Genomic DNA, 23,737 nt, shown 5'->3' on the forward strand with positions numbered 1-23,737 from the left:
ATTAATAGTTGTTGTTTTTATATTTTTTGATCAATAATTATACTCGGTCAAAGTTTTATTCTTAGTCCTTCCATGAAATACAAAATATTTAGCAGGAACACTCGAATCCAAAGTAGACTTATCCATATGCTTCATTCTAAACATTGCATTATTACTCGTAATTGTTACATCCATAGCCGATGGACCGTTTCTATAGTCTCCAGGGTGAGTATGATAATGCTTTTGCAAAGTGTTTACGCTTAACCCAAAGTGATTATAGCTTTCTGTAGTATATGTAAAATCTTTATGATGATTTGTTGAAAGAACAAACTTACTGCCCTTATGTTGTGTTAAACTCCATTCAACATCTGTTTCTGTTCCTGCAAAGTAAAATAAATTATATGCATCTTTTATATTTTTTGTTAATGCAGCGTTTAAATCCACTGTTTTATTAGGATTACTTTTTGAAGGCAGAATATTTTTCAAAGCAGCTATCGGGGCTTTAGATTGAGTCATTAATTTTAAATCTGAAATTTCAATAAAATTGCCAGATTCTGAATATAATCTATCAACTTCATTACCTTTTGCATCATAATACTTTTTATTATCAACCCTATTAATATTACTATTTTTATCCATTTTATAGGTATCATTCGTTTGTCCCCCGTCAGGGTCAATCAAACTAATTGGGTTATTGCCCATACTTAAATAAGGAGAAGGATATTCATCATCTTTTTCTTGTCCTTGGAAGCCATAACAGTAGTCATCTGTAACTCAAAACTATTTGTAAGAACGTGTTGTAAATATAGTACTTTTTAAAACAACAAAAGCAACTCTTTTAAAAGTTGCTTTTGTTATTTTATTCTTTGTACCCACGAGCTAGAAGCTCGCGGTAGCAATGCCGATTATTTAGAGACGCTCGGACCAGCTAGGGAATGCTATCATATATAGGCTCGCTAATACTTGAGTCTTCTGGATAATATCTTATGTAAATTTGCTTACCAATACATTTTTGATTATCCTCACAATCTTTGTAAAGATTTTTGGGTATAAATTTGTTAGTGTATTTTACATTTTTAACTATATATTCATACGTTAAGTAATAATTAGAAATACCAATCTCATAATAATCAATAATATTGGCTTTTGTAACTATATAGTTCGAATTTATTAATTTACTATTCTTGTCTAAAATTAGAGTTTTTCTTAAACTAAGGATTAAAACAACTATAATAATCAATCCAATTAATGTTTTTTTCATCTTTATTTAATGTATTTTAGGAAAATTAAAAATCTTAACAAATTGTTATTAATATTTAAAGGTTATTCGTCTTTTAATATTTCTTTTGTCTCATTAAGTTCTATTTTTTTAACCACATCTATAACGTATCTTTGTCCCTTTTGATCTTCATTAACTGGATTGATTTTATTAATAATGATCCTCAATCCAAATTCTCTCAAACCTACATTTAAATCTTTTATATTTAATCCCTTTTCAACAGATGTATCTAGAAACGATTTTAATACATCTCTAGCATATTGATTATTAATTAAAACAGTTGCAGCGACGTCAGTAATGTCAACATTTTCAACATCTCCTTTTACTGCAATTTGAGCTACAGTTTCAAAAACGGCTTTACCAACAGGAGTTTTTAACGCAGCTAATCCCTTTATGCCTAAATTCAAAGTTACCAAACCTTGGCCAGCAACTGAGAGAGCAACAGCTTGTACATTTTTTACAGTACTTGAGTATTTTTCTGATCTATCTATTAAGGGATCTCCTTGTGGAGCTATCCAATTAAATGTTTTAATTGCTTTCCAATATATTGACCATTGTATCGAATCATCTTTAGAATTTTTTAATAAATCACTATTATAAAAAGTAAATTCATAAACTGGATAACTTCCTGTCAAATCAATCAGTAATGTTCCATTTTCAGGCACCATAAGTTTTTCACTTTCTGATACCTTAGAAGTATAATCACTGTAACCATAAAACACACACTTTCCTTTACTATATTCATCTGTTAAAATTTTAAGTAAAGCGTATTGATAATCAGTCCAATCTTTTACAGAAAAATCTCTTTTAATTTTACATTTCCATTCTTTCTTTTGATCATCATAAATTGCAATTTGTTCTTCAATTCCTTCTAATTCAGTAAAAGCAATCACTTTATTTCCACTAAATGAATAAGGAGCATAATGAGGATATTTATGCGTCAAAGGACCCACAACAAAAAACCTACCCACTCGAGAATCATGCATTCTAAAGGTGTAATTTAAAGAATTTCCTAGTCCTTTTAACTCGTCATCTTTTTCTTATCCTTGGAAGCCGTAACGGTAGTTATTACCAATGGTTGTACGACTTGGCAAGGTCATTCCAAAAGGGTAGTAGTCAAAACTTACTAATCACTAATGATATTAATACTTAGTACTAGATTAAAAGCATCTAAAAATAGCACTTTCTTGTTTTTTTGACATTTTTTTAGCCTAAAATAGTCTCTTTTTGTTTCTAAGTGTAAGAATGTTTCTATATCTCAAATATAAGAAAATATTTGACTGTTTAATAAAAAACATTTCTATGAGAATACTTCTTTCAAAACTTGCAAGGACTTAGGAGTTTCAAAATTTTCAAGGTTTAAATTATAATATTCAATCAAAATTTTCAATAATAATTGTCTTTGAATAGATGTAAACACTTTTTGATTATCATCAAACTTAAGATTAAGTAACTTTTTCAAAAGTAATGTATTTTCTGCAGACAAAGAGGTTATACTTGGTGAAGAAACAAAAATCCCTTCAGTCATTTCAAAAAAAGTATTCTTTTCTGTGTTCACTTGAGGATAAAATCCTAAATATTTAGTTATTTGAAACAGTAAAATCAAATGAAAATTTGCAATTTCATCATGGTTATCAAACCACTGAAGAGCTGTTTCAATATAGACAAACAAATCTTCATTTTTACCCTCTTCTTTTATTACGCTTTGCAATATTTCAGATAAAAAAAGAGCTATTGCTGTTTTTTCAATATTAAGATAAACTGTTTGATACGGGTAGATTATTTTAACTTCTTTAAATCGTTCTAGTGTTCCTTTATTTTTATGATATGCTTCAACCTCAATTTGGTTTAGAGGTTGAAATAAAGAAATTTTATATTTATTATTCTTACCTGTATAAGCATTATTAACAAAATACGTTTTTACACCCTCTAACTTTGTTAAACATTTTACTATTAAACTTTTTTCTTGATATTTTGTAATTGAAATTACAATTGCTTTTGTTTTAACAATCATTATCTAACAATCATTATTTTCTTAACAGTAGAATCTAATCCATCTTGTGAAGCTACAAAAACCATATACACTCCTGAAGAAACCTTGTAACTACCAAAAGCTTTTGTATCCCATTCTATTGTACCGCCAGCAGATGTTGTTTCATATACTAAATTCCCTTCAATGTCAGTAATTTTAACATTTGCTTTATCAGTAAGTCCTGCAATTTTTACAGTTCCTGAGAACTCAGGCCTTACAGGATTTGGATAAACATAAACATTTGCTAAATCATCACTAGATTTCGTTGCTATCCCTAAAAATGAAACCATTCCTTTATCAGTCACAAAAAACACCTCCCCTGTTATTTCATCAATCTCTATATCATTTACATTATCACTTGGCAAAGGAGAATTATTTGTTGTAAATCTATAAATTGTTTGTTGCCCATTTGAAGAAACTAAAAAAACACCTCCATCAGCTATAGAAACCCATTTCCGATTAGCTCCATCAACCCTAATATCCAAAATAGTTTGCTGATAAAATAGTTCTTGGGCTAAATCTCCTTCCTGAATAATAATTGAAGAAGTTACTATCTCATTTTCTGAAACAAATTGATCTACATTAGACAAAACTCTAAGCCCTTTAAACGTCCCAATCCATAATTGATTTCGATTATCTAATGCCACACACCTAACATCATTATCTGGCAAATTTCCATTTTCTGAATTAACAACTATTACTTTATTATTATAGTTTTCATTAAATCCAATAAGTCCGCTATATATAGAAGACAACCATTTAGTATTATTTTTATCTATCGCAAGTGATCCATAGCTATTACCATTCGTATTTTCTACAACATTACTAATATCATAAGATTGCCATTGACCGCTAGCTCGTAAAACTTTTATAGGCTTATTTACAAGAGAATTTGTTACCCATAAGTTTCCGCTTTTATCAAAGGTAGGACTATTAATCCTAATATCCACATAAGAAGGGTTTGGTGGAGATAAAATCAATGATTCTAATCCATTTATTCCTGTATTTGTATTATTAAAAAGTGACACTTCATCTCCTTCAATTTTTAATAACCCTGAAAAATATGAAGATGCATAAACTTGATTTTGATTATTCGGATTTATTGTAACATCAGAAATAGATTTAGCTTGATGTAAATCATTATATAGAATATTTTCCCATCCGTTATTTAATGAAAATTTACTAATTGGTAATTGATCTAACGGGTAAGGATTATAAGTCCTTGTGTAATCCCCATACACTGCCCATAAAAAATTTGCTGCTTTTTTAACTCTAAAAATATAATTCCTTACAGGTCCGTCTGGAGAAATATTTTCAAAAACAGTTGGGTTTGAAAGAAACGTTTGAAATAATCCGTTTTTATCTGTTCCAATATACAACTGATCATCTACTACATTTGCTGCAGAAAAAGAAACATTAAGACCTGGAATTGAAGTAACATGAGCTATTTGATTAAACTGATCATCTAAGACAAAAATATTGTTTTGAGTAGTTACTATCAATTCGTTTCCATTTGTTTTTATCTTCTTCCCAAACTGATTTTGATTTAAAATTTGCTGAAACGAACCATTATATTGATACGTTATATTATTTGTATTCATTGCAACAATTTTGTTATTTAACGTTACAATTCCTAGCCAATATCCAGCATCAAAAGTTTGCCATTGATTAAAATCATATAAAAAAGGATTCGACAAATTTCCTTTTCTTATTCCATATTGTCTAGTCACTGCATATATTTCATTATTTAAAACAGTAGTCTGCAACACTTCTGTTTCTTCTCCAGATGTTCCTATAAAATAAGTCACTATAAACTCATTTGTCATAACATCTAGCACTGAAACTCCATAATCCGTTGCAATAAATATTTTACCCTCATATTCGTAAAAATCATTTATTTTTTTCTTATTTGGTGGCACCGGAACTTCCTCTATAATATCGACTTTAGTAATTATACTTCCATCATCATTTGCTATAACTATTAAACCGTTACTATTTCCCGCTATTGTTTTATTATATAATTCCGAATAATGGATTGCAGTAATAGATTCTGGTTTAAACCCATTAATTGAATTTAATATATTAACATCTTGCTGAGTATTCTCTTTATTAAAAATACTATTTTCTGTTGCAGCAAATACTTTAGTAGTAGAAACTTCGACATCAACAATTTCATTATATGAAAAATATCCTTTCCAAAGAAGATTTCCTTGCGCTATAATCAACTGACTAATGAAGAATAATATGAAAACTATTTTTAATCTCATCTATCTTTTTATTTATACAAATATACTATAAACGTTTAAAATTTAATTTAGGTATAATTTCACAAAAAAAGGCTTACAAAATTGTAAGCCTTTTTTTGTTTTATTTTAAAAAGATTAAACTACTCCTTGTGATAACATTGCATCTGCAACTTTAACAAAACCAGCAATATTAGCTCCTTTTACATAATCAACATATCCATCTGAATTTTTACCATATTTAACACATGCTTCATGAATATTTGACATAATTCCTTTTAATTTTTCATCTACCTCTTCTCTTGACCAACTTAAACGTAAAGAATTTTGAGACATCTCAAGTCCAGATGTTGCTACACCTCCTGCATTAGATGCTTTTCCAGGTGCAAACAATATTTTTGCATGTTGAAAAACTTCTACTGCTTCTGGAGTAGATGGCATATTTGCTCCTTCCGCAACACAAATACAACCATTTGCAACTAAAATTTTAGCCTCTTCTCCGTTCAACTCATTTTGTGTAGCACAAGGTAATGCAATATCACATTTAACTTCCCAAGGACGTTTTCCTGCAACAAACTTAGCATTTGGGTACTTAGTTATATAATCTCCTATACGTCCATAATTAACATTTTTAATCTCCATTATATATGCTAATTTTTCAGCGTCAATTCCAGCTTCATCATAGATATATCCTGAAGAATCTGAAGCCGTAACTACTTTTCCTCCTAATTGAATCACTTTTTCAATTGCATATTGCGCAACGTTTCCTGATCCAGAAACAACTACGGTTTTTCCAGAGAAACTTTCTCCTTTTGTTGCCAACATATTTTGAGCAAAATACACGTCTCCATAACCTGTTGCTTCAGGACGAATTAATGATCCTCCGAAAGTAATTCCTTTACCTGTTAAAACTCCTGTAAATTCATTTCTTAATCTTTTATATTGACCAAACATATACCCTACTTCTCTTCCTCCTACACCAATATCTCCTGCTGGAACATCTGTATCTGCTCCAATATGTTTTGACAACTCAGTCATAAATGCCTGACAAAAACGCATAATTTCCACATCTGACTTTCCTTTTGGATCGAAATCAGATCCTCCTTTTCCACCACCCATTGGCAATGTAGTTAAACTATTTTTGAAAACCTGCTCGAAAGCTAAAAATTTCAAAATACTTAAATTTACTGATGGATGAAAACGAATTCCTCCTTTATATGGTCCAATTGCAGAATTCATTTGAATACGGAAACCTCTATTTACCTGAGTATTCCCTGCATCATCAATCCATGCAACACGAAACATGATTACACGTTCTGGCTCCACCATTCTTTCCAAAAGCATTTTGCCTTGGTATTTTTTATTCTCTTCAATGAAAGGGATAACAGTTTCTGCTACCTCTTGAACTGCCTGCATAAATTCAGGCTCATTTGAATTTCTTTTAGCTACTGCTTCAATAAAAGATGATACACTTTCTTTCATGATTATTTTGGTTTAATTACACTTTCATTTTACTTAATGAAAACGTTTTCGTTTTTGCGCAACAAATATACATTTTATTAAATCACCTGCCTTTTTTTTGAATAAAAAAATATGCCAATTAACTTGTTTTCACTTTTTTTTAACTAAAAAAATAAAAAAAATTTCACAGTGCAATTAGTTTTTATATATTTGTCCTAGTAATGAAACTCTTTAAAGATGTCTAAAATAATTAAGCACCTACTTTTTTTAAGTATTATTGCGCCATTCACATCAAATGCACAGCGCGGTTTTTCTCACGAAATTGGAGCTTTTGTAGGTGGTGTTGCCTTTCAGTCAGATTTTGGTGTTAGAAATGATTTTGACACTAATAAAGGAAACACAGGTTTTGCTATAGGTCTTGTACATTATCTTAATTTCTCTTATGGTGCAGAATGTAACTGTTACACTCCTGACTCTTATTTTAATGATCATTTCAAATTACGTTCAGAATTATCATACAATAGCACAAAATTAGAACACTTTGGAAAATGGGCTGAAAAAAATACTCTAGGAGGAATTCAACTAAATGCCATGAAAGGAGAAGCCAAAGTAACTGATATTGGTATGCAGTTAGAGTACTATCCATGGAGCATTAGAGAATTTACTAGTAGAAAAGGTGGCTGGGCTCCGTTTGTAGGTCTTGGCGCTCATTTTTCTTTTTTCCAAAATAATACTTATTCAGAATTAGGTCCTTTAGGAACTCCTGAAACTACATATTATAGATATTTACCTGATGGATATTCTTCTGAAGGAGGAAATACTTTTTCTGTTGTATCTAGTATAGGTACTCGTTACAAATTAACTGAATTATCAGATTTATTTGTAGAATTAAGGTGGCAATATTACTTTTCAGATTGGGTTGATGGTTTAAGAAAAAATCCTGATGTATGGCAAGAAAACAAATCTAATGATTGGAATGTTTGGTTAAACTTTGGATATATATATTACTTAGATTAATTATTATATTATTTAAAACATAAAAAAATGCCTCAATATTAAATTGAGGCATTTTCATTTTTATATACTCACTCTTATCTTAATGCTTGTTCTAAATCAGCTAATAAATCATCTATATCTTCTACTCCAACACTTAAACGAACTAAATCGTCTGTAATTCCGATTTCAGCTCTTTTTTCTGCTGGTACAGAAGCGTGAGTCATTGTTGTTGGGTGATTTGCCAAAGATTCAACTCCACCAAGAGATTCAGCCAAAGTAAATACTTTAACCTTTTCCAAAAATTTCACAGCATCTTCCATTTTTCCAGAATTAAAAGTAAAAGTTACCATTCCTCCAAAACCACCAATCATTTGCTTTTTGGCAATATTATAATGTGGATGACTTTCCAAACCTGGATAATAAACTCTTTTAACTGCTGGATGAGTATTCAAATATTGTGCTACTTTTTCACCGTTTTCACAATGACGTTGTACTCTTAAATGTAAGGTTTTGATTCCTCTTAACACCAAATAACTGTCCATTGGACCTAAAGTTCCTCCTGTTGCAAATTGAGCAAAATGTAGTTTTTCACCCAATTCTTTATCTTTAACTATTAAAGCACCAGCAATAACATCACTATGTCCACCTAAATATTTTGTAGCCGAATGCATAACAATATCTGCCCCTAAATCTAATGGTTTTTGTAAATAAGGTGTTGCAAAAGTATTATCAACTGCAAAAAGGAGGTTGTGTTTTTTAGTAATTTTTGAAATTTCAGCAATATCAGCTAATTTCATTAATGGATTTGTAGGAGTTTCAACCCAAACTAATTTTGTGTTTTCATTAATAAGAGATTCTAATTTTTGCAAATCAGTCATATCTACAAAATGGAATTTTATTCCAAAATCTTGATAAATACGAGCAAACATTCTATAAGTTCCACCATATAAATCATCCATTGCAATAACTTCATCATTTGGCTTAAGCAACTTCATTACAGAATCTGTAGCTGCCAAACCAGAAGCAAAAGCCAATCCTCTTGTACCATTTTCTATACTTGCCAAAGCATCTTCTAAGGCCGTTCTTGTTGGGTTTGCTGCTCTTGAATACTCGTATTCTCCAACAGGTTTTCCAGGACTTGTTTGTGCGTAAGTTGATGTTTGAAAAACAGGTGGCATAACAGAACCTGTTACTTTTTCATGATGTTGACCTCCGTGTATAGTTTTTGTATTGAATTTCATTTTTCTTAATTTTAAGTTACAAAGGTATTAAGTTTAAAGGATTTTTTTTAATTTGCAACAAAAGTTTAGTGCCAAAATTTTCCTAAAGTTTATTATCCCTTACTTATATGAAAAAAATTCTTGTTGTAGAAGATGAAGTATCTGTAGTTTCGTTTATTAAAAAAGGACTCACTGAAGAAGGGTTTGAAATAAGTATCGCTTTTGATGGAAAATCTGGTCTTCAGTTGGCTTTAGACAATAGTTTTGATTTGATTATATTAGACATCATGTTACCCGAAATAAATGGATTAGATGTATGTAAATTTATTCGTCAGGAAAACCAAGAAGTTCCTATTCTATTTTTAACCGCTCTTGGAACTCCAGAAAATATCGTTCTAGGCCTAGAAAATGGTGCTGATGATTATTTGGTTAAACCTTTTAAATTTATAGAATTAGTTGCCCGAATTAAATCTTTATTGAGACGCTCAAAAGGAAATCCGAAAAAAGATAAAAACAACGATTACACCTATTCTTTTAATGACTTGATTTTAGATGATTATACCAAAAGCGTTACTCGCAATGGAGAAGAAATATCGCTAACCTCAACGGAATACAAATTACTTTTTTTCTTTATGAAAAACAAAAACAAAGTATTGTCTAGGTTTGAAATTCTCGAGGCTGTTTGGGGAATAGATTATAATTTAGGAACAAACGTTGTAGATGTTTATGTCAATTATCTTAGAAAAAAAATTGACACTAATCAAAACGAAAAAATAATCCATACAGTTATTGGAATGGGTTATGTTTTAAAAGAAAGCTAAAAACCTTCAAAAAACATCAATGAAAAGACAATCTAAAAATATACTATTATTACTCATTCCCTTTCTAATAGTAATTTTTCTTTTTAGCATTTTTATATACAATTCAGTATCTAAATATTCAGAAGATTATTTATTTAAATTATTAGAAGCTAGAGCTTTTAAAGTTGCTAAGGAGCAATTAGACAAGGAGAATGATGAAATCACTAGTGCTGTTTATGATTTGAGCACTGCTGAAAAACTCCCACATCAAAAAGATTTTTTTATTCCTATTAAAGAAAACAATGATTTCATTAACGAATCAAAGAAGATTGGTATTCCTATTTCTTTTTTTAAAACTGTTGTAGATAAAGGAAATGCCAAATTTGTTGATAAAAAATTCTTATACAAAGGCATTCGTTATGAATCAAATGCTGAAAATTTTATCGTAATCACAGCAGCTGAAAATTATTTTGAAATGAATCAAGCTCAAAACTTAATTCAAACGTTGCTTTTTGCTATTGGTGCTGCATTTTTACTTTTACTTTATATTTCATTTTATTATTCTAAAAATATTTTTAAACCAATAACCATTATTACTGAAAAAGTAAAAGAAATCAGTTCAGAAAATCTTTACTTACGATTGAATGATAATAATACCAATGATGAGTTAAACGAATTAGCCAGAACATTCAATCAAATGTTAGACAGAATTGAAACTTCATTTGAAACACAAAATAATTTTATCAGCAACGCATCTCATGAACTTAGGACTCCTCTAACAGCTATTATTGGCGAAGCCGATGTTACGCTTTCAAAGCCAAGAAATCGTGATGAATATATTGAATCCTTAAAAATTATATCGCAAGAAGCCGAAAAATTAGATAATAAGACTAAAGCTCTTTTATTTCTAGCCCAAACTGGATTTAATGGAAAGGTTCAAAAATTTGAAAAAATGCGAATTGATGAATTAATTTGGGATGTAAAAGAAAATCTAGAAACTCTAAATTCCAAAAATAAAATTTTTGTAAATATTGAACTTCTACCTGAAAATCCAATTAAATTAAAAGTCAATGGAAATAAACAATTGCTTCATCTTGCGTTGAGCAACATCATAAGCAATGGTTGTAAATATTCAAATTTTAATACTGTAACCATTTCAATTGGAGCTTCAGATGATTTTATTTATATAGTCATTAAAGATACTGGAATAGGTATTCCAATGAACGAAATAAAATACATTTACGATCCATTTTTCAGAGCTTCCAATACCAAAAACTACGAAGGATATGGAATTGGTCTTCCTTTATCACGAAACATCATACGAATGCACAAGGGAAAATTGATTGTAAACTCCATTGAGAATGAAGGCACTACAGTTCAAATAACATTACCTACATGGCAATCACTTGGACTTTAAAAAACATAATTTCAGAAAAAATTAAGATTATTAACTAAATTTTATATTTTTCTAATTCTATTCTAATCTTAACATCTATATTTTAATTACATTCTAATCTTACCTTAAAACGGCTCTAACTTCGTACTTCTAAATTTGCAATATAAATTATTAACAACTTAGAAGTTATGAAAAAGACAATTTTAATTCCAACAGATTTTACAGTTCAATCACTAAATATTTTAAAATCAATTTTAAGTTCAAATCCATCAAATAATACATATAATATTATTCTTTTACATGGATTTAATTTAAGTGATTCAATTACGGATTTACTTTTCTTTTCTAAATTCCAACAGATAAATTCATTGTCTTCACCAGAATTTAAAGAAGCTTGTGAAGTGATTAAAAACAAATTTGCATCTCAAATAAATTCAATGACTATGGATTTATTTACAGGCTACACTATTTCTTCATTTAATAATTATATCGAAATAAATAAAATTGATGAAATTATTATGTCAGATATAGAGCCATCATTTAGTCATAAAAGCAGTTTCAATTTGTCGCGTTTTGTAAAAAAATGCAAAATGAGCCCTATTACAGTTAATTCTTCTATTAATGCAATTTCTCCTGAAAAAGGGAAAGTAGCAGAAGTATTTAGTCAGGTTTCTATTGGATAACCCAAAAAAATAAAAATCATGAAACTTGTATATAAATATTTAGCCTTTTTTAGCGTAGGTTTTATGTTGTTTTTGGCATTAATAAGTGTGGCTAAAAGTCCAGAAAAAATTATTGAAGGAAAATGGGAAGAATTAATTTGGGAATATGAAAAAGTAGATACAAATGAACATTCGAATTATAGTTTCAATAGCATTTCAAATTATGTAAAAAACATGATTAGTGAAAATCTAGTAATACATCAGGCAGAACAATGGAAATTTTTTCCAAACGGAAAATTAATTCTCGAAGGAAACGGTTATTCAAAACAAGTTTCTTGGTGTATGAAAGGTAGAGGAAATATTTTAGAGATTAAATATGACAATCAAAATGTAGAACACTATAATGTAACTGAACTTTCAAAAGACAAAATGATTTTAAATTTTGATACCGATGTTCATGCTCGAGGAATTGCTCGATTAACATTTAAAAAAATAAAATAAAATGCTTAGGAAATACAGTAACAGTAGATCACTTTCTGATAACATAAAACTAGGGACATTAACTGCTTTTACAGCTGGAATGGTAAATATTGGTTCATTGCTTTTATTTTTTTCATTTTCTTCAAATGTAACAGGTCATTATGCTATTTTAGCTTCTGAAATTGTAAAAGGCAATTATTATCAAATTGCTGTAGTTTTTTCTTGGGTTTTTCTGTTCTTTTTTGGAAGTTTTATTTCAAACTTAATCGTCATTCATTACAATCAAAAGAATCCTTACCTTGCTCATTCTCTTCCTTTAATTTTAGAAATAGCTTGTTTGCTTGCGGTTGGTTTTTATGGAGATTTTTTTTACAAAGAAACACTTACTGAAACTGAATTACTTTTAGCATTAATGCTTTTTGCAATGGGTTTACAAAATGGTTTAACTGCAAGTATTTCAAATTTTACAGTAAAAACAACTCACTTAACAGGAACAACAACAGATTTAGGGATTCTATTTTCAATGTTCACGAAAAAAGAATACAGAGACAACAAAGCCTTAAGAGGAAAAGCTAAATTATTATTTTCAATTGCTAGTTCATACCTTATTGGTGCTGTAATGGCTGGTTTTACCTATATGTCCTTAAGATTTAAGATGTTCTATGTGGTAAGTATTTTACTTGTAATTATCATTTTTTATGATCTTTATAAGATACGTTTTAAACGTTTTATACATAAAAGAAAATATGTTAAAATAAATTGGATAACCGTAAAAACTTAATAACTATTAATATAAGGAAAAGAAGAATCAATTACTTCATAAAAATATGATTTGCTCAAAATTCTAAATCTCAATTTAATTAATTTTTTAGAACTTTTTATACAAACTTTTTAATTTGCATCATAATTCCAAGATGAATGCCTTCATGATAATTATTAAATTCAAATGCATTTTGAAGATTTGCTATATGAAATCCTGTTTTGGTTTGATAAGGATTAAAGGTATTAAAAATACCAGCATTAAAATCCAACATTGTTTTTTCTAAAGTCGAAAACAACATTTTTTTGATTTCTAATACTTCTTCATTTGAAACAAATTCTTGAGGTTTTGTACCATTCTGATACTTTTCAATCATTTGCTGAGAAATATTTACTGGCAATCCAGATAGTGTATAAACTAATTTTTGCTGAGAAACTATAACATGAGCAATATTCCATATTAAATTATTACTAAATCCTTCAGGAACTTTATTTAATTGTTCTAGTGAATATGTGTCTAAGAAATTTAAATAAATTCTTCTGCTTGTATCCCAAATTTGAAAAGTTGTCTCCATAAAAATTGTTTTTACGAAGATACTAAAATGATATATTAAAAAAATCCTAAAGTTTAGTTTTTAGCCCTGATGATAATGACATCCTTTTTCTTTTAAATACAAAGAAAAAGATAAAATGAACAGCAGGAACATGGAAAACAAATAAAAACAAAGTCATTCGCTTCTAATTTGTATTTTTGTAAAAAATTTAAAATGAATACTATTTACTATTTAGCTTCCTGTGATACTTGTAGAAAAATTATAAAATCTTTACCTAAAGATGCTAAGCTTAAGTATCATGACATAAAACAAGATCCTTTAACAGAAAAAGAAATTGATGAAATGTACAATCTTTGTGGAAGTTATGAAGCACTTTTTAGTAAAAGAGCCCAATTGTACAAACAACTAGGATTAAAAGATAAAAACTTAACAGAGGTTGATTTTAAAAAATATCTTTTAGAACATTATACTTTTTTAAGTCGACCTGTTTTTATCATTGATGATAAAATATACATTGGAAATAGTCAAAAAGTAATTAACGAAGTGATTTCTGCTTTAAGCTAATGTCTAAAAGAAATTGGGCATTAATAGGAGCTACTTTTGTTTCTATAATATATGGCGCTACTTTCACAGTTGCCAAAGACGTTATGCCTATTTATGTGGCTCCTTTTGGGCTAATTTTAATTAGGGTTTTAGGCGCTAGTATTTTATTTTGGATTATTTCAATTTTTGGACCAAATGAAAAAATCGCATTATCCGATTTCCCTAGAATAATGGCTGCTGCTTTTTTTGGAGTTGCTTTTAACCAACTTACTTTTTTTAAAGGACTTAGTTATACGTCTCCTATTAGCGCTTCTGTTTTAATGGTTACAGCTCCAATAATAGTTTTAATACTATCTGCTATTATAATTAAAGAAAAAATTGAATTAAAAAAAGTCCTTGGAATTATAATAGGTCTTACAGGAGCAACAATTTTGATATTATACGGAAAATCGATTCATAATAATTCAAATGCGGGCTTTGGAAATTTTTTAGTATTTCTTAATGCATTTTCTTACGGAGTTTATCTTATTTTGATTAAGAAACTAATAACCAAATATGATGCACTTTCTTTTATAAAATGGATTTATACTTTTGGACTTCTCTATGTAATTCCTTTTGGTTATGAAGAATTTTCTCAAATTGAATGGCAAACTATTCCAACAACTATTTATTTTAAAATAGGCTATCTTGTTTTCTTCACAACTTTTTTAGCTTATTTAATAAACTTAATGGCAATGCGTCATTTGAAACCAACAACACTTTCTGTTTTTATTTATTTACAACCATTATTTGCAACTCTTTTTGCAATTAGCTTAGAAAAAGACGAATTAAACCCTGTTAAATTAACCTCAGCAGTATTGATTTTTATTGGTGTATATTTAGTAACCCAGAAAAAAAGGACTCCTACTTTGTAAACAATTTGCTTAAAACTTAGGACTAGAAACTTTTTCTTATCTTTGACTTCTTTTTTAAAGCAAAATATGATACTATCTATGACTGGCTTTGGTAAAGCAACTAAACAATTACCAAACAAAAAGATTAATGTTGAAATAAAATCATTAAACAGTAAAGGGCTCGATTTAAATGTTCGAATGCCTTCTGTTTATAGAGAAATGGAATTAGGATTGCGAAACGAAATTTCTCAAAAACTAGAAAGAGGTAAAATCGATTTTTCATTATATATAGAAGCTACTGGAGAAGAGACTTCTTCTAAAGTTAATGTTCCTATTGTTAAAGGATACATTAATCAAATGAAAGCTATTTTACCCGAAGCTGATGCAACAGAATTAATGAAAATGGCAGTAAGAATGCCTGATGCTTTAAAAACGGAACGTGAAGAGATTGACGAAAATGAATGGAAAGAAATCATGGTAATTATCAATGAAGCTTTAGAGAACATTCAAACGTTTAGAAAAGATGAAGGGTTATCACTCGAAAAAGAATTTCAACTTCGAATTTCAAATATTCGCAATTTCATGGAGCAAGCGCTTGCTTTAGATCCTGAACGAGTAAAAAACATAAAAGAACGTTTGCAAAATGCTATTGACGAATTAAAAGTTAATGTAGATGAAAATCGCTTTGAGCAAGAATTAATTTACTACTTAGAAAAACTAGACATTACAGAAGAAAAAGTTCGTTTAACTAATCATTTAGATTATTTTTTAGAAACACTGAATGGAAATGAAGCTAATGGTAGAAAACTAGGGTTCATTACTCAAGAAATGGGAAGAGAAATCAATACTATGGGTTCGAAATCGAATCATGCTGAAATGCAAAAATTAGTAGTGATGATGAAAGACGAATTGGAAAAGATAAAAGAACAGGTTTTGAATGTATTATAAAAGTAATTAGTAACTAGTGATTAGTACTTAGTCGATTTATGCAGGCTTTTGCTAATTACTACTTACCGATTACTAATAACTAAAAATATGAAGAAAGGTAAATTATTTGTGTTTTCTGCGCCTTCTGGTTCTGGTAAAACAACAATAGTACGACACTTATTAGGAAAAGAAGATTTAAATTTAGAATTCTCCATTTCATGTGCTACACGTGAGCCTAGAGGTCAAGAAATAGATGGAACAGATTATTATTTTATTTCTTGGGAAACATTTAAACAGCATATTAAAGACGAAGATTTTATTGAATGGGAAGAAGTTTATACCAATAATTTCTATGGCACCTTAAAATCCGAAGTAGAACGCATTTGGGCCTTAGGCAAACATGTTATTTTTGATATTGATGTTGTAGGCGGTTTGCGAATTAAGCATAAATTTCCTGAAGAAACGTTAGCCGTTTTTGTAAAACCACCAAGTGTAGACGAATTAAAACGCAGATTAAAATTACGATCTACTGAAAGCGAAGACAAAATCAATATGCGTATCGCTAAAGCTTCTGTCGAATTAGCCACTGCTCCTCAATTTGATAAAATTATTAAAAATTACGATTTAGATACTGCTAAAGAAGAAGCTTATCAGTTGGTGAAGGAGTTTATTGGGAAATAGTACTTAGTGGTTAGTCCTCAGTACTTAGTAAAAAGTGAATTTCTAGTAGTTAGTATTTAGATAAAATATTTTATGAGTGGCATTAAGTCTTATAAAGAATTACTTATTTGGCAAAAAGGCATTAGAATTGTTGTTCTAGTATATAAACTAACTCAGAATTTTCCCAAAGAAGAAGTTTATGCTTTGACAAGTCAGATAAAAAGGGCTAGTATTTCAATCCCTTCTAATATTTCGGAAGGATTCGGTCGTCAAACAGATAAATCATTTAATCATTTTTTGAATATTTCAAGAGGGTCTTTAAACGAATTAGAAACACAACTTATTCTTGCAAAAGAATTAGGATTTAATTTGGATGAAAAAATATTTAATGAAATTATGCTTTTGATTGAAGAAGAAAGTAAAATGATACATTCTTTTTCAAAAAAACTAAAAGAATAAAAACAGTAATTTAGCACTAAACATTAAAACTAAGTACTAACAACTAAGCACTATGTACTAAAAATGAAAATCGGATTGTATTTTGGAACTTTTAACCCTATTCACATTGGTCATTTAATTATTGCCAATCACATGGCTGAACATTCGGATTTGGACGAAATATGGATGGTTGTTACACCTCATAATCCTCATAAAAAGAAAAGTTCACTTTTAGATGATTATCATCGTCTACACATGGTTCATTTGGCAACAGAAGAATATTCACATATAAAACCTTCTGATATTGAATTTAAGTTACCGCAACCTAATTATACCGTTCATACTTTAGCCCATTTGCAAGAGAAATATCCAAAATATGAATTCTCTTTAATCATGGGTGAAGACAATTTGAACTCGCTACACAAATGGAAAAACTACGAAGTGATTCTCCAAAATCATGACATTTATGTATATCCAAGATTAAATTCAGGTGAAATGGATGAGCAATTTGTAAATCATCCTAAAATTCATAGAATAGGTGCTCCAGTAATTGAATTGTCCTCTACTTTTATTAGAAAAAATATTAAAAATGGAAAAAATATTATTCCAATACTTCCTCCTAAAGTATGGAAATATATAGAACATAATTTGTTTTACACAAAATAAAAGAGTCTGATTTTAAAATCAGACTCTTTGTTTATTACCTCACTCTTTTACGAATATCTTCCAAAGGATGATCTATCAATAATTTCCCATCTCTGAACACTTCTTTCATTTCGCCTTGTTGTTCTTCATTCCAAGAAACATTATCGGTTAAGGTATAATTTCCATTTATTAAATCGATTTTCATTAAGCCTTTCGCTGATTTTTTGGTTCCGTCATCTGTAATGGGATCTTTAAAAATGGCTCTTCCTTCTCCGTTTACTTCTCCGTAAGTCGCTTTCATGGCAAAGCCAAAAGTATCACGTGTGTTGTATTGATACGTAAACGAACCAATTCCTAAAACGACATTGGTAGACGCAAATCCTTTTTTCTTTAACTCTTCACAAATTTGAGTCGCTCTCTCAATTGTAATACTATCGCCATAAATCGCTCCAATTTGTGGAATCAACTCTTTATAGCCTTTTTCATTTGTGGTTCCTCCAAATGTATCCCAAAGCAATTCTACAACTCCTTTTCGTTCTTGTTCGGATTTTCCTTTTGGATTTCCGCATAAAATTAGAATTGGGTCACCACTATCAGGTCGAATCACTACTTTTCCTTCTCTACTTACGATTTCTTCTTTTAGTTTTGGTAAATAATCCGTCAAAACTTTCCATAAATCCCAAGTATCGGAAACGATAGAAACAATTCCTTTTGGATAGACTTCACAAATTAATCTTTTGAAAGTGTCATATTCTCCTTCAGTTGTTCCCATACACATAACGGAATGTTCAGTTGCTGCTACTGAACCACCTATTAATTCCTTATCTGAATTGGCATTATAATATTCTTCTAAAAATTCAATTGCTGGAATGGTATCTGTTCCTGTGAAACTCAATAAATGTCCGGCTGCTGAAATTACGGCTGCTTCAATTCCAGCCATTCCTCTCATAGAGAAATCGTGTGCTTGCCAATCTACAAATTCGGTGATCGAAGATGTTTCATTAGCATATTTATCCAATACTTTTCGGTATTGTTTCGCAATAGTAGCCGAATTACATGGCATCCAAACCACTGCTGATAATAAAGTTTCAAAATAGTTGGTTAACCAAAAGAATTCTGGTTTTGTATTGTACATCGTGAACATAGGTGTACGAATAGGTACAGAAACTCCTTCTGGCAAAGCTTTAAATACCATTGGAATATAACCTAAATCGTGTAAATCTTCAATATGTTGAATTCCAACTTGGTTTTCACCTAAATAATTATTGATTCTACGGGCATATTTTTTAGCTACTTCTTCTTTTGGTTTATTAAAGAAATGCGTTTGAAAATCTTCTAGTATGTATTTTTTGATAAAATATTGTAAACCGAAGAAAACAACCTCATCAATACCTTCAATCCTTGATTTTCTTGGTGTCCAGTTGGAATAAACTAAGGTTGTTCCAACTGGATATTGTCTTCTGTGATCTACTTTGTAACCGTCGGTTAATAGTAATGGGTTCATAATAATTATGTTTTACTTTATTATTTTAAAAAATTTAGATTCTGGTGCGTAAGAACCATAAATCGCGTCAAATTTAGTCTTTAATTTGTCAAAATCAACTCCTTGTTTATATTGATCCAAACACGTTAGTACTAAATTATTTTTTGTTGCATTTGAATATATTTGGTCTATTCGCAAGGCGTGAAGTAACAACTCTTCGTCTAGTTTTCCAAATCGAAGTTCTTTTTGATATTCGTTGTACACACAGGTTTCTTCTTCATTATTTACCAATTGGATATTTTCTTCATTTGGCATCCAACCACTTCCATGTCTAGTAGTGTAACATCTTGATACATAAAACAATTCTATATCTTGAATATCTAATTGCTTACAAATTTCCATTGCGTTTTTAGAAGTTGTGTTCGCATACGTTACATTAGGAAACACACCATGATCCATATCTAGCAAAATGCCTTGACTGCCTTCAAAGATAAAGGTTTCATAATTATTTAAAACTTCATAAGTAGTTATTTTCCAGTCTATTTTTTCAATACACTCTAAGAAATAAACTACTTCATTTTGTAACTGATTATCATTAGAAATGCCATAATAAGAAGCTATATTTTTCAATTTTTCAATCAGAAAATCTTTCGGACCTATTAAATCTATGGCAAATAACTTATACGCGCCTTCATTGCGTTTCATAGTGGCTCCAATTCCTTTTCCACAAGAACCGTGCGTTAAATTTTTGGTGTTATTTTGATTTTGCCAAACATCGAAAGGCGTGGTTACTTTGGCTAACGGATGAATATATAGTGTTGTATTTCCTTCTTTTTCCTTTAATTCTAGAAATTCATTATACAAAAGTGATGGATGAATAGTACAATGTTCACTAAAATAAGATGGTAAACCACGTAAAGCACCACTAGCAAAACTAGAATGTATGTGTTTTTTTTCGTTTAACATTACTGTATGTGCGGCTTGTTGTCCACCTGAAAAACGTATTACTATAGCTTCTGGGTTTTGGCTACAAAGGAAATCGGTTGTGATACCTTTTCCTTCGTCTCCAAATCCTAAACCAATAACCACTTTTGCTTTTTTCATTTATAACATATCAATATGGTCAAATCCTGTTGTTCCAGGAGTACTTAAATCTCCTGTTGATTCAGTTGTTCTTCCTGATTTTATTTTATGCTTCTCACAAATGATATTTTTAATCACATCTGGAATAGTTTTATAATCTTCTACTGAAATACAATTTTCTCCTAGTACTTCTTTCCAACCAATTTCTGCCGATTGGGCTCTTGTAGAATGCAAAACGCTAATGTGATAGACTTCGTATCGTTTTTTGGCTTCAGCCAATAATTCTAAATCGCTATACGTTTGTTCTCCACTTCCCATAATCTCTTTGATAGCAGAAGCTGGTAACACTTTTAAATTAGGTTCATCTCCAATTGTGAACAATAGTCCTTTTTGACCTCTTTTTTCGAAAGCATCAATTTTTGTATGAAACGCTGCAAAGTACCAAGCTAATAAATAACTTTCTCCTGCATTTCCACCACCACCAGATTCAATGTAGGTTCTAGTTAACCACATATCTAGTTCTTCATCACCCGATTCAAATTGGCCAACCTGCAACGGATAACCATCGCATTCGTGGTCTCCAATTCCTAAGAAAAGAAGTGCTGGATCTGGAACGCCACCATCTATAATTCCTCCCATTAGTTTTGGTAAACCTTCTTTTACTAATTCGTGAGGAATATGTCCCATACTTCCTGTTACGTCTAATCCTAAAATGATTGGGTACGAATTAGGATTTGCTTCAGAATCTCTAGCTTCTCTAAAGGTTACTCCATTAGGATTCATGGACTCATGAGCCATTCTTAATTTGTTCTGTGTAAAAATTTCATTAGCTGCTTTTGAAGCATATCCTTCTTTTGCTGCTTTACTTAACCGTGCACTAAAGTTATATTTTGTTCCTCCCATGATTAAAATGTTTTACCAAATAAGTATTCGTATCTTGTTTTTGCTATTTCGAATTGGATTTTTAGGTTTCTGATATTCAAAGACAATTCAATGTCTCTTTGTACAAAAATATCAGGATTGAAATCGGCAAAGGTTAAACTGTTTTTGTCTAATGGACTGATGTCGATACAACTTTCTTGTTCTCTTTCTAATCGTTTTATTTTTAATTCGATGTCTTCAATGCGTCTTTTATAAATGAGTTCTGAGTCTTCTGCTATGGCTTTGGCTCTGTCTTCTCTTATTTGATCGTTGTTTCTTCGTAAAGCGTCAACGAATCTTGGTTTTAAATCGTCACTCATATTTTTAGTTTTTATAGTTTTGATATATATATGTTTTCTTGTTATTATTCTTTAGTTATTTCAACTCAAATATACGTTTGTAAAAGTTCTTTTATATCATCATAAATAATGATTTTCTTGTCTAATCTAATTTCTCCCTTTTTCATTTGGATATAATGTTTGCACTACATCGCTTTGCCAAAATTCTTTCGTTTCAATATCTAAACAAGTTAGTTTACCCATGAAAGCTGCTCCAGTATCAATATTCCAAACGTTAGCTTTATTCATAGGGGTATCAATACCGTAGTTTATAGTTGGAGTATGTCCAATATAAATTTCGTTATAATGTTTTAATCGTTTTGGATATAATTCACTAGTTTTTTTAAGATGTTTATCCATAGCTACTGCTGTTTCCCATAAGGTTCTATCAAAATAATAATCAGACTCGTTTTGTTCTTTTTCAACACCATGAATAGACGTAAATCCTGCATGAAGGAACAGCTTACTGTTTTTATGTATATAATAATTTTTCAAGTTCTGAAAAAACACCTTGTGATTTTCGTTAATTATATAACCTGTTTTTAAATAACTCTCTTTGGTTGATTTCCCTCCATGTTCTTCCCAAACAGGATTTGATGCTCCTAATTCCAACCATCTTCCACACCACAAATCATGATTTCCTTTGATAAAAATACATTCTTGATTTTCAGCAGTTTTTATTAAAAACTGAACTGTTTCTGCTGATTCGTTCCAACCATCAACGTAATCTCCTAGAAAAATTAATCTATCATCAATAGTGATTTTAGCTCTTTCAAACAATTGTTGTAAAGCTCTTAATCCTCCATGAATATCTCCGAAAACGAGTGTTCTTTTTTGTTTCATTGTTAAAATTCAATATATGCTGCTGGTACTTCATTGGTTAACCAAACTCCGTTTTCTGATATGTAAAATTTGAAACCGTCTTGGTACATTTTTGGTGCGTTGATACTCAAAATTACAGGTTTCCCTCTTCTGCTTCCCACTTTTATGGCTGTTTCTCTGTCTTGACTCAAATGCACGTGTTGTCTGCTCATTTTTTGTAAGCCTTCTTTTCGAATGGCTTGTATGAATTTATAGACTGTTCCATGATATAAAAAATGAATGGGTTCGACTTCTTTTAATTCTAATTCGATCGAAATGGAATGTCCTTGACTGGCTCTTATTTTAGTCTTGTCTTCATTGAAAGCGAATCGTTTTTTATCATTGTTTTCTACTACGTAATCGAGTAGCGCATAATCTAATTTCTTATGAAATTTATTACATTGTGTAATGAGCTCGTCTACATTTGCCCAACCGTTTTCGTCTAGGGTTAAGTCTATTTTTTCTGGTGCATGTCTTAGTACTAAACTAAGGAATTTGCTTGTATCTTTTGTTATTTTTTCGTTCATAATATTATATTAAACTCCGCTTGAGTTTATAAAAGTTGTTCGTACAACTTATAATTTTCTTCATCAAAACAGACAAAGGTTATTTCTTGTATGCTTTCAACAGGAAATTGCTTTACTGTTTCAATGGCTATTTTTGCTGCTTCGTTTTTAGGAAAGTGATAAATTCCTGTGCTTATGTTTGGAAAAGCGATAGATTTTAATTCATACTTTTCTGCTAATTGTAAGCAATTTTTATAACAACTAGCTAATAACAGTTTTTTCTTTTCTTTATCTCCATTCCAAACGGGACCAACGGTATGAATCACATATTTTGAAGGTAAATTTCCTGCTGTTGTAATAACCGCTTCACCAACTGCGCAACCTCCTTGCTTATTTCGAATCGCTACACATTCTTCTAAAATAGCTTTTCCACCCGCTCTATGAATCGCTCCATCCACTCCACCGCCACCTAGCAAGGAAGTATTGGCTGCGTTTACGATTGCGTCAACTGTTGTTTTTGTTATGTCGCCTTGTGTTAGTATTAGTTTCATATATACATTTCGCTACGCTGGAGCGGG

27 protein-coding genes are annotated in these 23,737 nt (G+C 30.2%); 12 read left to right on the plus strand and 15 right to left on the minus strand.

Going from position 1 to position 23,737, the window contains the following annotated elements:
• Positions 1 to 30: 30 nt before the first annotated feature.
• From LXD69_RS04380 to gdhA, 6 genes are all read right to left on the minus strand, one after another.
• Positions 31 to 618: a JAB-like toxin 1 domain-containing protein gene (locus LXD69_RS04380; protein WP_246917804.1), complete on the minus strand. Its 588-nt coding sequence runs from the start codon at positions 616 to 618 to the stop codon at positions 31 to 33.
• Between the two features lie 289 nt (positions 619 to 907).
• A complete protein-coding gene (locus LXD69_RS04385) occupies positions 908 to 1,240 on the minus strand; it encodes a hypothetical protein (RefSeq protein ID WP_246917806.1) in 333 nt (110 codons plus the stop codon).
• Between the two features lie 62 nt (positions 1,241 to 1,302).
• Complete coding sequence (locus LXD69_RS04390; protein WP_246917808.1) at positions 1,303 to 2,244, minus strand: hypothetical protein; 942 nt, start codon at positions 2,242 to 2,244, stop codon at positions 1,303 to 1,305.
• A gap of 314 nt (positions 2,245 to 2,558) precedes the next feature.
• Entirely contained in the window at positions 2,559 to 3,272 is a 714-nt protein-coding gene (recO, locus tag LXD69_RS04395) for a DNA repair protein RecO (RefSeq protein ID WP_246917810.1), read from the minus strand.
• Complete coding sequence (gene porZ, locus LXD69_RS04400) at positions 3,272 to 5,557, minus strand: type IX secretion system anionic LPS delivery protein PorZ (RefSeq protein ID WP_246917811.1); 2,286 nt, start codon at positions 5,555 to 5,557, stop codon at positions 3,272 to 3,274. The genes recO and porZ overlap by 1 nt, the downstream gene beginning before the upstream one ends.
• A gap of 114 nt (positions 5,558 to 5,671) precedes the next feature.
• Positions 5,672 to 7,015, minus strand: coding sequence for an NADP-specific glutamate dehydrogenase (gdhA, locus tag LXD69_RS04405; RefSeq protein ID WP_246917812.1), 1,344 nt, complete (start codon positions 7,013 to 7,015; stop codon positions 5,672 to 5,674).
• A gap of 216 nt (positions 7,016 to 7,231) precedes the next feature.
• Here gdhA and LXD69_RS04410 point away from each other — a divergent pair, with 216 nt between their 5' ends.
• Positions 7,232 to 8,011: a THC0290_0291 family protein gene (locus LXD69_RS04410; RefSeq protein ID WP_045970662.1), complete on the plus strand. Its 780-nt coding sequence runs from the start codon at positions 7,232 to 7,234 to the stop codon at positions 8,009 to 8,011.
• Between the two features lie 74 nt (positions 8,012 to 8,085).
• On the opposite strand, the gene LXD69_RS04415 is transcribed toward LXD69_RS04410, so the two are convergent.
• A complete protein-coding gene (locus tag LXD69_RS04415; protein ID WP_045970660.1) occupies positions 8,086 to 9,231 on the minus strand; it encodes a cystathionine gamma-synthase in 1,146 nt (381 codons plus the stop codon).
• A gap of 107 nt (positions 9,232 to 9,338) precedes the next feature.
• Between LXD69_RS04415 and LXD69_RS04420 the strand changes: the two genes are divergently transcribed.
• From LXD69_RS04420 to LXD69_RS04440, 5 genes are all read left to right on the plus strand, one after another.
• Positions 9,339 to 10,031: a response regulator transcription factor gene (locus tag LXD69_RS04420; protein WP_045970658.1), complete on the plus strand. Its 693-nt coding sequence runs from the start codon at positions 9,339 to 9,341 to the stop codon at positions 10,029 to 10,031.
• A gap of 19 nt (positions 10,032 to 10,050) precedes the next feature.
• Positions 10,051 to 11,427 (plus strand): sensor histidine kinase, encoded by a 1,377-nt coding sequence (locus LXD69_RS04425; protein ID WP_045970656.1) that lies wholly within the window; start codon positions 10,051 to 10,053, stop codon positions 11,425 to 11,427.
• 167 nt (positions 11,428 to 11,594) lie between these two features.
• Complete coding sequence (locus LXD69_RS04430) at positions 11,595 to 12,089, plus strand: hypothetical protein (protein WP_052705316.1); 495 nt, start codon at positions 11,595 to 11,597, stop codon at positions 12,087 to 12,089.
• 18 nt (positions 12,090 to 12,107) lie between these two features.
• Positions 12,108 to 12,569, plus strand: a complete 462-nt coding sequence (locus tag LXD69_RS04435) for a hypothetical protein (protein ID WP_246917814.1) — start codon at positions 12,108 to 12,110, stop codon at positions 12,567 to 12,569.
• Position 12,570: 1 nt separating this feature from the next.
• On the plus strand, positions 12,571 to 13,329 hold the full coding sequence (locus LXD69_RS04440) for a YoaK family protein (RefSeq protein WP_246917815.1): 759 nt from the start codon (positions 12,571 to 12,573) through the stop codon (positions 13,327 to 13,329).
• A gap of 97 nt (positions 13,330 to 13,426) precedes the next feature.
• Here LXD69_RS04440 and LXD69_RS04445 read toward each other — a convergent pair whose 3' ends face one another.
• Entirely contained in the window at positions 13,427 to 13,882 is a 456-nt protein-coding gene (locus tag LXD69_RS04445) for a DinB family protein (RefSeq protein WP_045970650.1), read from the minus strand.
• A gap of 192 nt (positions 13,883 to 14,074) precedes the next feature.
• Here LXD69_RS04445 and LXD69_RS04450 point away from each other — a divergent pair, with 192 nt between their 5' ends.
• The 6 genes from LXD69_RS04450 to nadD all read left to right on the plus strand — a co-directional run bounded on the left by LXD69_RS04450 (position 14,075) and on the right by nadD (position 17,988).
• A complete protein-coding gene (locus LXD69_RS04450; RefSeq protein ID WP_045970648.1) occupies positions 14,075 to 14,425 on the plus strand; it encodes an arsenate reductase family protein in 351 nt (116 codons plus the stop codon).
• A complete protein-coding gene (locus LXD69_RS04455) occupies positions 14,425 to 15,318 on the plus strand; it encodes a DMT family transporter (RefSeq protein ID WP_246917817.1) in 894 nt (297 codons plus the stop codon). Before LXD69_RS04450 ends, LXD69_RS04455 begins: the two co-directional genes overlap by 1 nt.
• A gap of 66 nt (positions 15,319 to 15,384) precedes the next feature.
• Positions 15,385 to 16,245 (plus strand): YicC/YloC family endoribonuclease, encoded by an 861-nt coding sequence (locus tag LXD69_RS04460; RefSeq protein WP_045971137.1) that lies wholly within the window; start codon positions 15,385 to 15,387, stop codon positions 16,243 to 16,245.
• Positions 16,246 to 16,332: 87 nt separating this feature from the next.
• A complete protein-coding gene (gene gmk, locus LXD69_RS04465) occupies positions 16,333 to 16,905 on the plus strand; it encodes a guanylate kinase (RefSeq protein ID WP_045970644.1) in 573 nt (190 codons plus the stop codon).
• Positions 16,906 to 16,977: 72 nt separating this feature from the next.
• The gene (locus LXD69_RS04470) at positions 16,978 to 17,343 is read left to right on the plus strand and encodes a four helix bundle protein (RefSeq protein WP_045970642.1); all 366 of its coding nucleotides are present in this window, start codon (positions 16,978 to 16,980) and stop codon (positions 17,341 to 17,343) included.
• Between the two features lie 63 nt (positions 17,344 to 17,406).
• A complete protein-coding gene (nadD, locus tag LXD69_RS04475) occupies positions 17,407 to 17,988 on the plus strand; it encodes a nicotinate (nicotinamide) nucleotide adenylyltransferase (protein ID WP_246917818.1) in 582 nt (193 codons plus the stop codon).
• Between the two features lie 34 nt (positions 17,989 to 18,022).
• Here the strand turns inward: nadD and LXD69_RS04480 are convergent, their stop codons facing one another.
• The 7 genes from LXD69_RS04480 to LXD69_RS04510 all read right to left on the minus strand — a co-directional run bounded on the left by LXD69_RS04480 (position 18,023) and on the right by LXD69_RS04510 (position 23,710).
• Positions 18,023 to 19,471, minus strand: a complete 1,449-nt coding sequence (locus LXD69_RS04480; protein WP_246917820.1) for a nicotinate phosphoribosyltransferase — start codon at positions 19,469 to 19,471, stop codon at positions 18,023 to 18,025.
• 12 nt (positions 19,472 to 19,483) lie between these two features.
• Entirely contained in the window at positions 19,484 to 20,554 is a 1,071-nt protein-coding gene (locus tag LXD69_RS04485; RefSeq protein ID WP_246917822.1) for an adenylosuccinate synthetase, read from the minus strand.
• Positions 20,555 to 21,436 carry a hypothetical protein gene (locus LXD69_RS04490; RefSeq protein ID WP_045970631.1) on the minus strand — a complete coding sequence of 294 codons (882 nt, stop codon included), beginning with the start codon at positions 21,434 to 21,436 and terminating at the stop codon, positions 20,555 to 20,557.
• Between the two features lie 2 nt (positions 21,437 to 21,438).
• Positions 21,439 to 21,774 carry a hypothetical protein gene (locus LXD69_RS04495; RefSeq protein ID WP_246917824.1) on the minus strand — a complete coding sequence of 112 codons (336 nt, stop codon included), beginning with the start codon at positions 21,772 to 21,774 and terminating at the stop codon, positions 21,439 to 21,441.
• 126 nt (positions 21,775 to 21,900) lie between these two features.
• Entirely contained in the window at positions 21,901 to 22,635 is a 735-nt protein-coding gene (locus LXD69_RS04500) for a metallophosphoesterase (protein WP_045970627.1), read from the minus strand.
• Positions 22,636 to 22,637: 2 nt separating this feature from the next.
• Complete coding sequence (locus LXD69_RS04505) at positions 22,638 to 23,180, minus strand: RNA 2'-phosphotransferase (RefSeq protein WP_246917826.1); 543 nt, start codon at positions 23,178 to 23,180, stop codon at positions 22,638 to 22,640.
• Positions 23,181 to 23,206: 26 nt separating this feature from the next.
• On the minus strand, positions 23,207 to 23,710 hold the full coding sequence (locus LXD69_RS04510) for an O-acetyl-ADP-ribose deacetylase (RefSeq protein WP_246917827.1): 504 nt from the start codon (positions 23,708 to 23,710) through the stop codon (positions 23,207 to 23,209).
• Positions 23,711 to 23,737 lie beyond the last annotated feature (27 nt).

It is taken from the genome of Flavobacterium sediminilitoris (assembly GCF_023008245.1).
Lineage (GTDB): Bacteria > Bacteroidota > Bacteroidia > Flavobacteriales > Flavobacteriaceae > Flavobacterium > Flavobacterium sediminilitoris.

What these genes read in the sequence shown, in the direction of transcription:
- LXD69_RS04380 (WP_246917804.1), bottom strand. Translation starts at nt 618, where the DNA reads ATGGATAAAAATAGTAATATTAATAGGGTTGATAATAAAAAGTATTAT.
- LXD69_RS04385 (WP_246917806.1), bottom strand. Translation starts at nt 1,240, where the DNA reads ATGAAAAAAACATTAATTGGATTGATTATTATAGTTGTTTTAATCCTT.
- LXD69_RS04390 (WP_246917808.1), bottom strand. Translation starts at nt 2,244, where the DNA reads ATGCATGATTCTCGAGTGGGTAGGTTTTTTGTTGTGGGTCCTTTGACG.
- recO (WP_246917810.1), bottom strand. Translation starts at nt 3,272, where the DNA reads ATGATTGTTAAAACAAAAGCAATTGTAATTTCAATTACAAAATATCAA.
- porZ (WP_246917811.1), bottom strand. Translation starts at nt 5,557, where the DNA reads ATGAGATTAAAAATAGTTTTCATATTATTCTTCATTAGTCAGTTGATT.
- gdhA (WP_246917812.1), bottom strand. Translation starts at nt 7,015, where the DNA reads ATGAAAGAAAGTGTATCATCTTTTATTGAAGCAGTAGCTAAAAGAAAT.
- LXD69_RS04410 (WP_045970662.1), top strand. Translation starts at nt 7,232, where the DNA reads ATGTCTAAAATAATTAAGCACCTACTTTTTTTAAGTATTATTGCGCCA.
- LXD69_RS04415 (WP_045970660.1), bottom strand. Translation starts at nt 9,231, where the DNA reads ATGAAATTCAATACAAAAACTATACACGGAGGTCAACATCATGAAAAA.
- LXD69_RS04420 (WP_045970658.1), top strand. Translation starts at nt 9,339, where the DNA reads ATGAAAAAAATTCTTGTTGTAGAAGATGAAGTATCTGTAGTTTCGTTT.
- LXD69_RS04425 (WP_045970656.1), top strand. Translation starts at nt 10,051, where the DNA reads ATGAAAAGACAATCTAAAAATATACTATTATTACTCATTCCCTTTCTA.
- LXD69_RS04430 (WP_052705316.1), top strand. Translation starts at nt 11,595, where the DNA reads ATGAAAAAGACAATTTTAATTCCAACAGATTTTACAGTTCAATCACTA.
- LXD69_RS04435 (WP_246917814.1), top strand. Translation starts at nt 12,108, where the DNA reads ATGAAACTTGTATATAAATATTTAGCCTTTTTTAGCGTAGGTTTTATG.
- LXD69_RS04440 (WP_246917815.1), top strand. Translation starts at nt 12,571, where the DNA reads ATGCTTAGGAAATACAGTAACAGTAGATCACTTTCTGATAACATAAAA.
- LXD69_RS04445 (WP_045970650.1), bottom strand. Translation starts at nt 13,882, where the DNA reads ATGGAGACAACTTTTCAAATTTGGGATACAAGCAGAAGAATTTATTTA.
- LXD69_RS04450 (WP_045970648.1), top strand. Translation starts at nt 14,075, where the DNA reads ATGAATACTATTTACTATTTAGCTTCCTGTGATACTTGTAGAAAAATT.
- LXD69_RS04455 (WP_246917817.1), top strand. Translation starts at nt 14,425, where the DNA reads ATGTCTAAAAGAAATTGGGCATTAATAGGAGCTACTTTTGTTTCTATA.
- LXD69_RS04460 (WP_045971137.1), top strand. Translation starts at nt 15,385, where the DNA reads ATGATACTATCTATGACTGGCTTTGGTAAAGCAACTAAACAATTACCA.
- gmk (WP_045970644.1), top strand. Translation starts at nt 16,333, where the DNA reads ATGAAGAAAGGTAAATTATTTGTGTTTTCTGCGCCTTCTGGTTCTGGT.
- LXD69_RS04470 (WP_045970642.1), top strand. Translation starts at nt 16,978, where the DNA reads ATGAGTGGCATTAAGTCTTATAAAGAATTACTTATTTGGCAAAAAGGC.
- nadD (WP_246917818.1), top strand. Translation starts at nt 17,407, where the DNA reads ATGAAAATCGGATTGTATTTTGGAACTTTTAACCCTATTCACATTGGT.
- LXD69_RS04480 (WP_246917820.1), bottom strand. Translation starts at nt 19,471, where the DNA reads ATGAACCCATTACTATTAACCGACGGTTACAAAGTAGATCACAGAAGA.
- LXD69_RS04485 (WP_246917822.1), bottom strand. Translation starts at nt 20,554, where the DNA reads ATGAAAAAAGCAAAAGTGGTTATTGGTTTAGGATTTGGAGACGAAGGA.
- LXD69_RS04490 (WP_045970631.1), bottom strand. Translation starts at nt 21,436, where the DNA reads ATGGGAGGAACAAAATATAACTTTAGTGCACGGTTAAGTAAAGCAGCA.
- LXD69_RS04495 (WP_246917824.1), bottom strand. Translation starts at nt 21,774, where the DNA reads ATGAGTGACGATTTAAAACCAAGATTCGTTGACGCTTTACGAAGAAAC.
- LXD69_RS04500 (WP_045970627.1), bottom strand. Translation starts at nt 22,635, where the DNA reads ATGAAACAAAAAAGAACACTCGTTTTCGGAGATATTCATGGAGGATTA.
- LXD69_RS04505 (WP_246917826.1), bottom strand. Translation starts at nt 23,180, where the DNA reads ATGAACGAAAAAATAACAAAAGATACAAGCAAATTCCTTAGTTTAGTA.
- LXD69_RS04510 (WP_246917827.1), bottom strand. Translation starts at nt 23,710, where the DNA reads ATGAAACTAATACTAACACAAGGCGACATAACAAAAACAACAGTTGAC.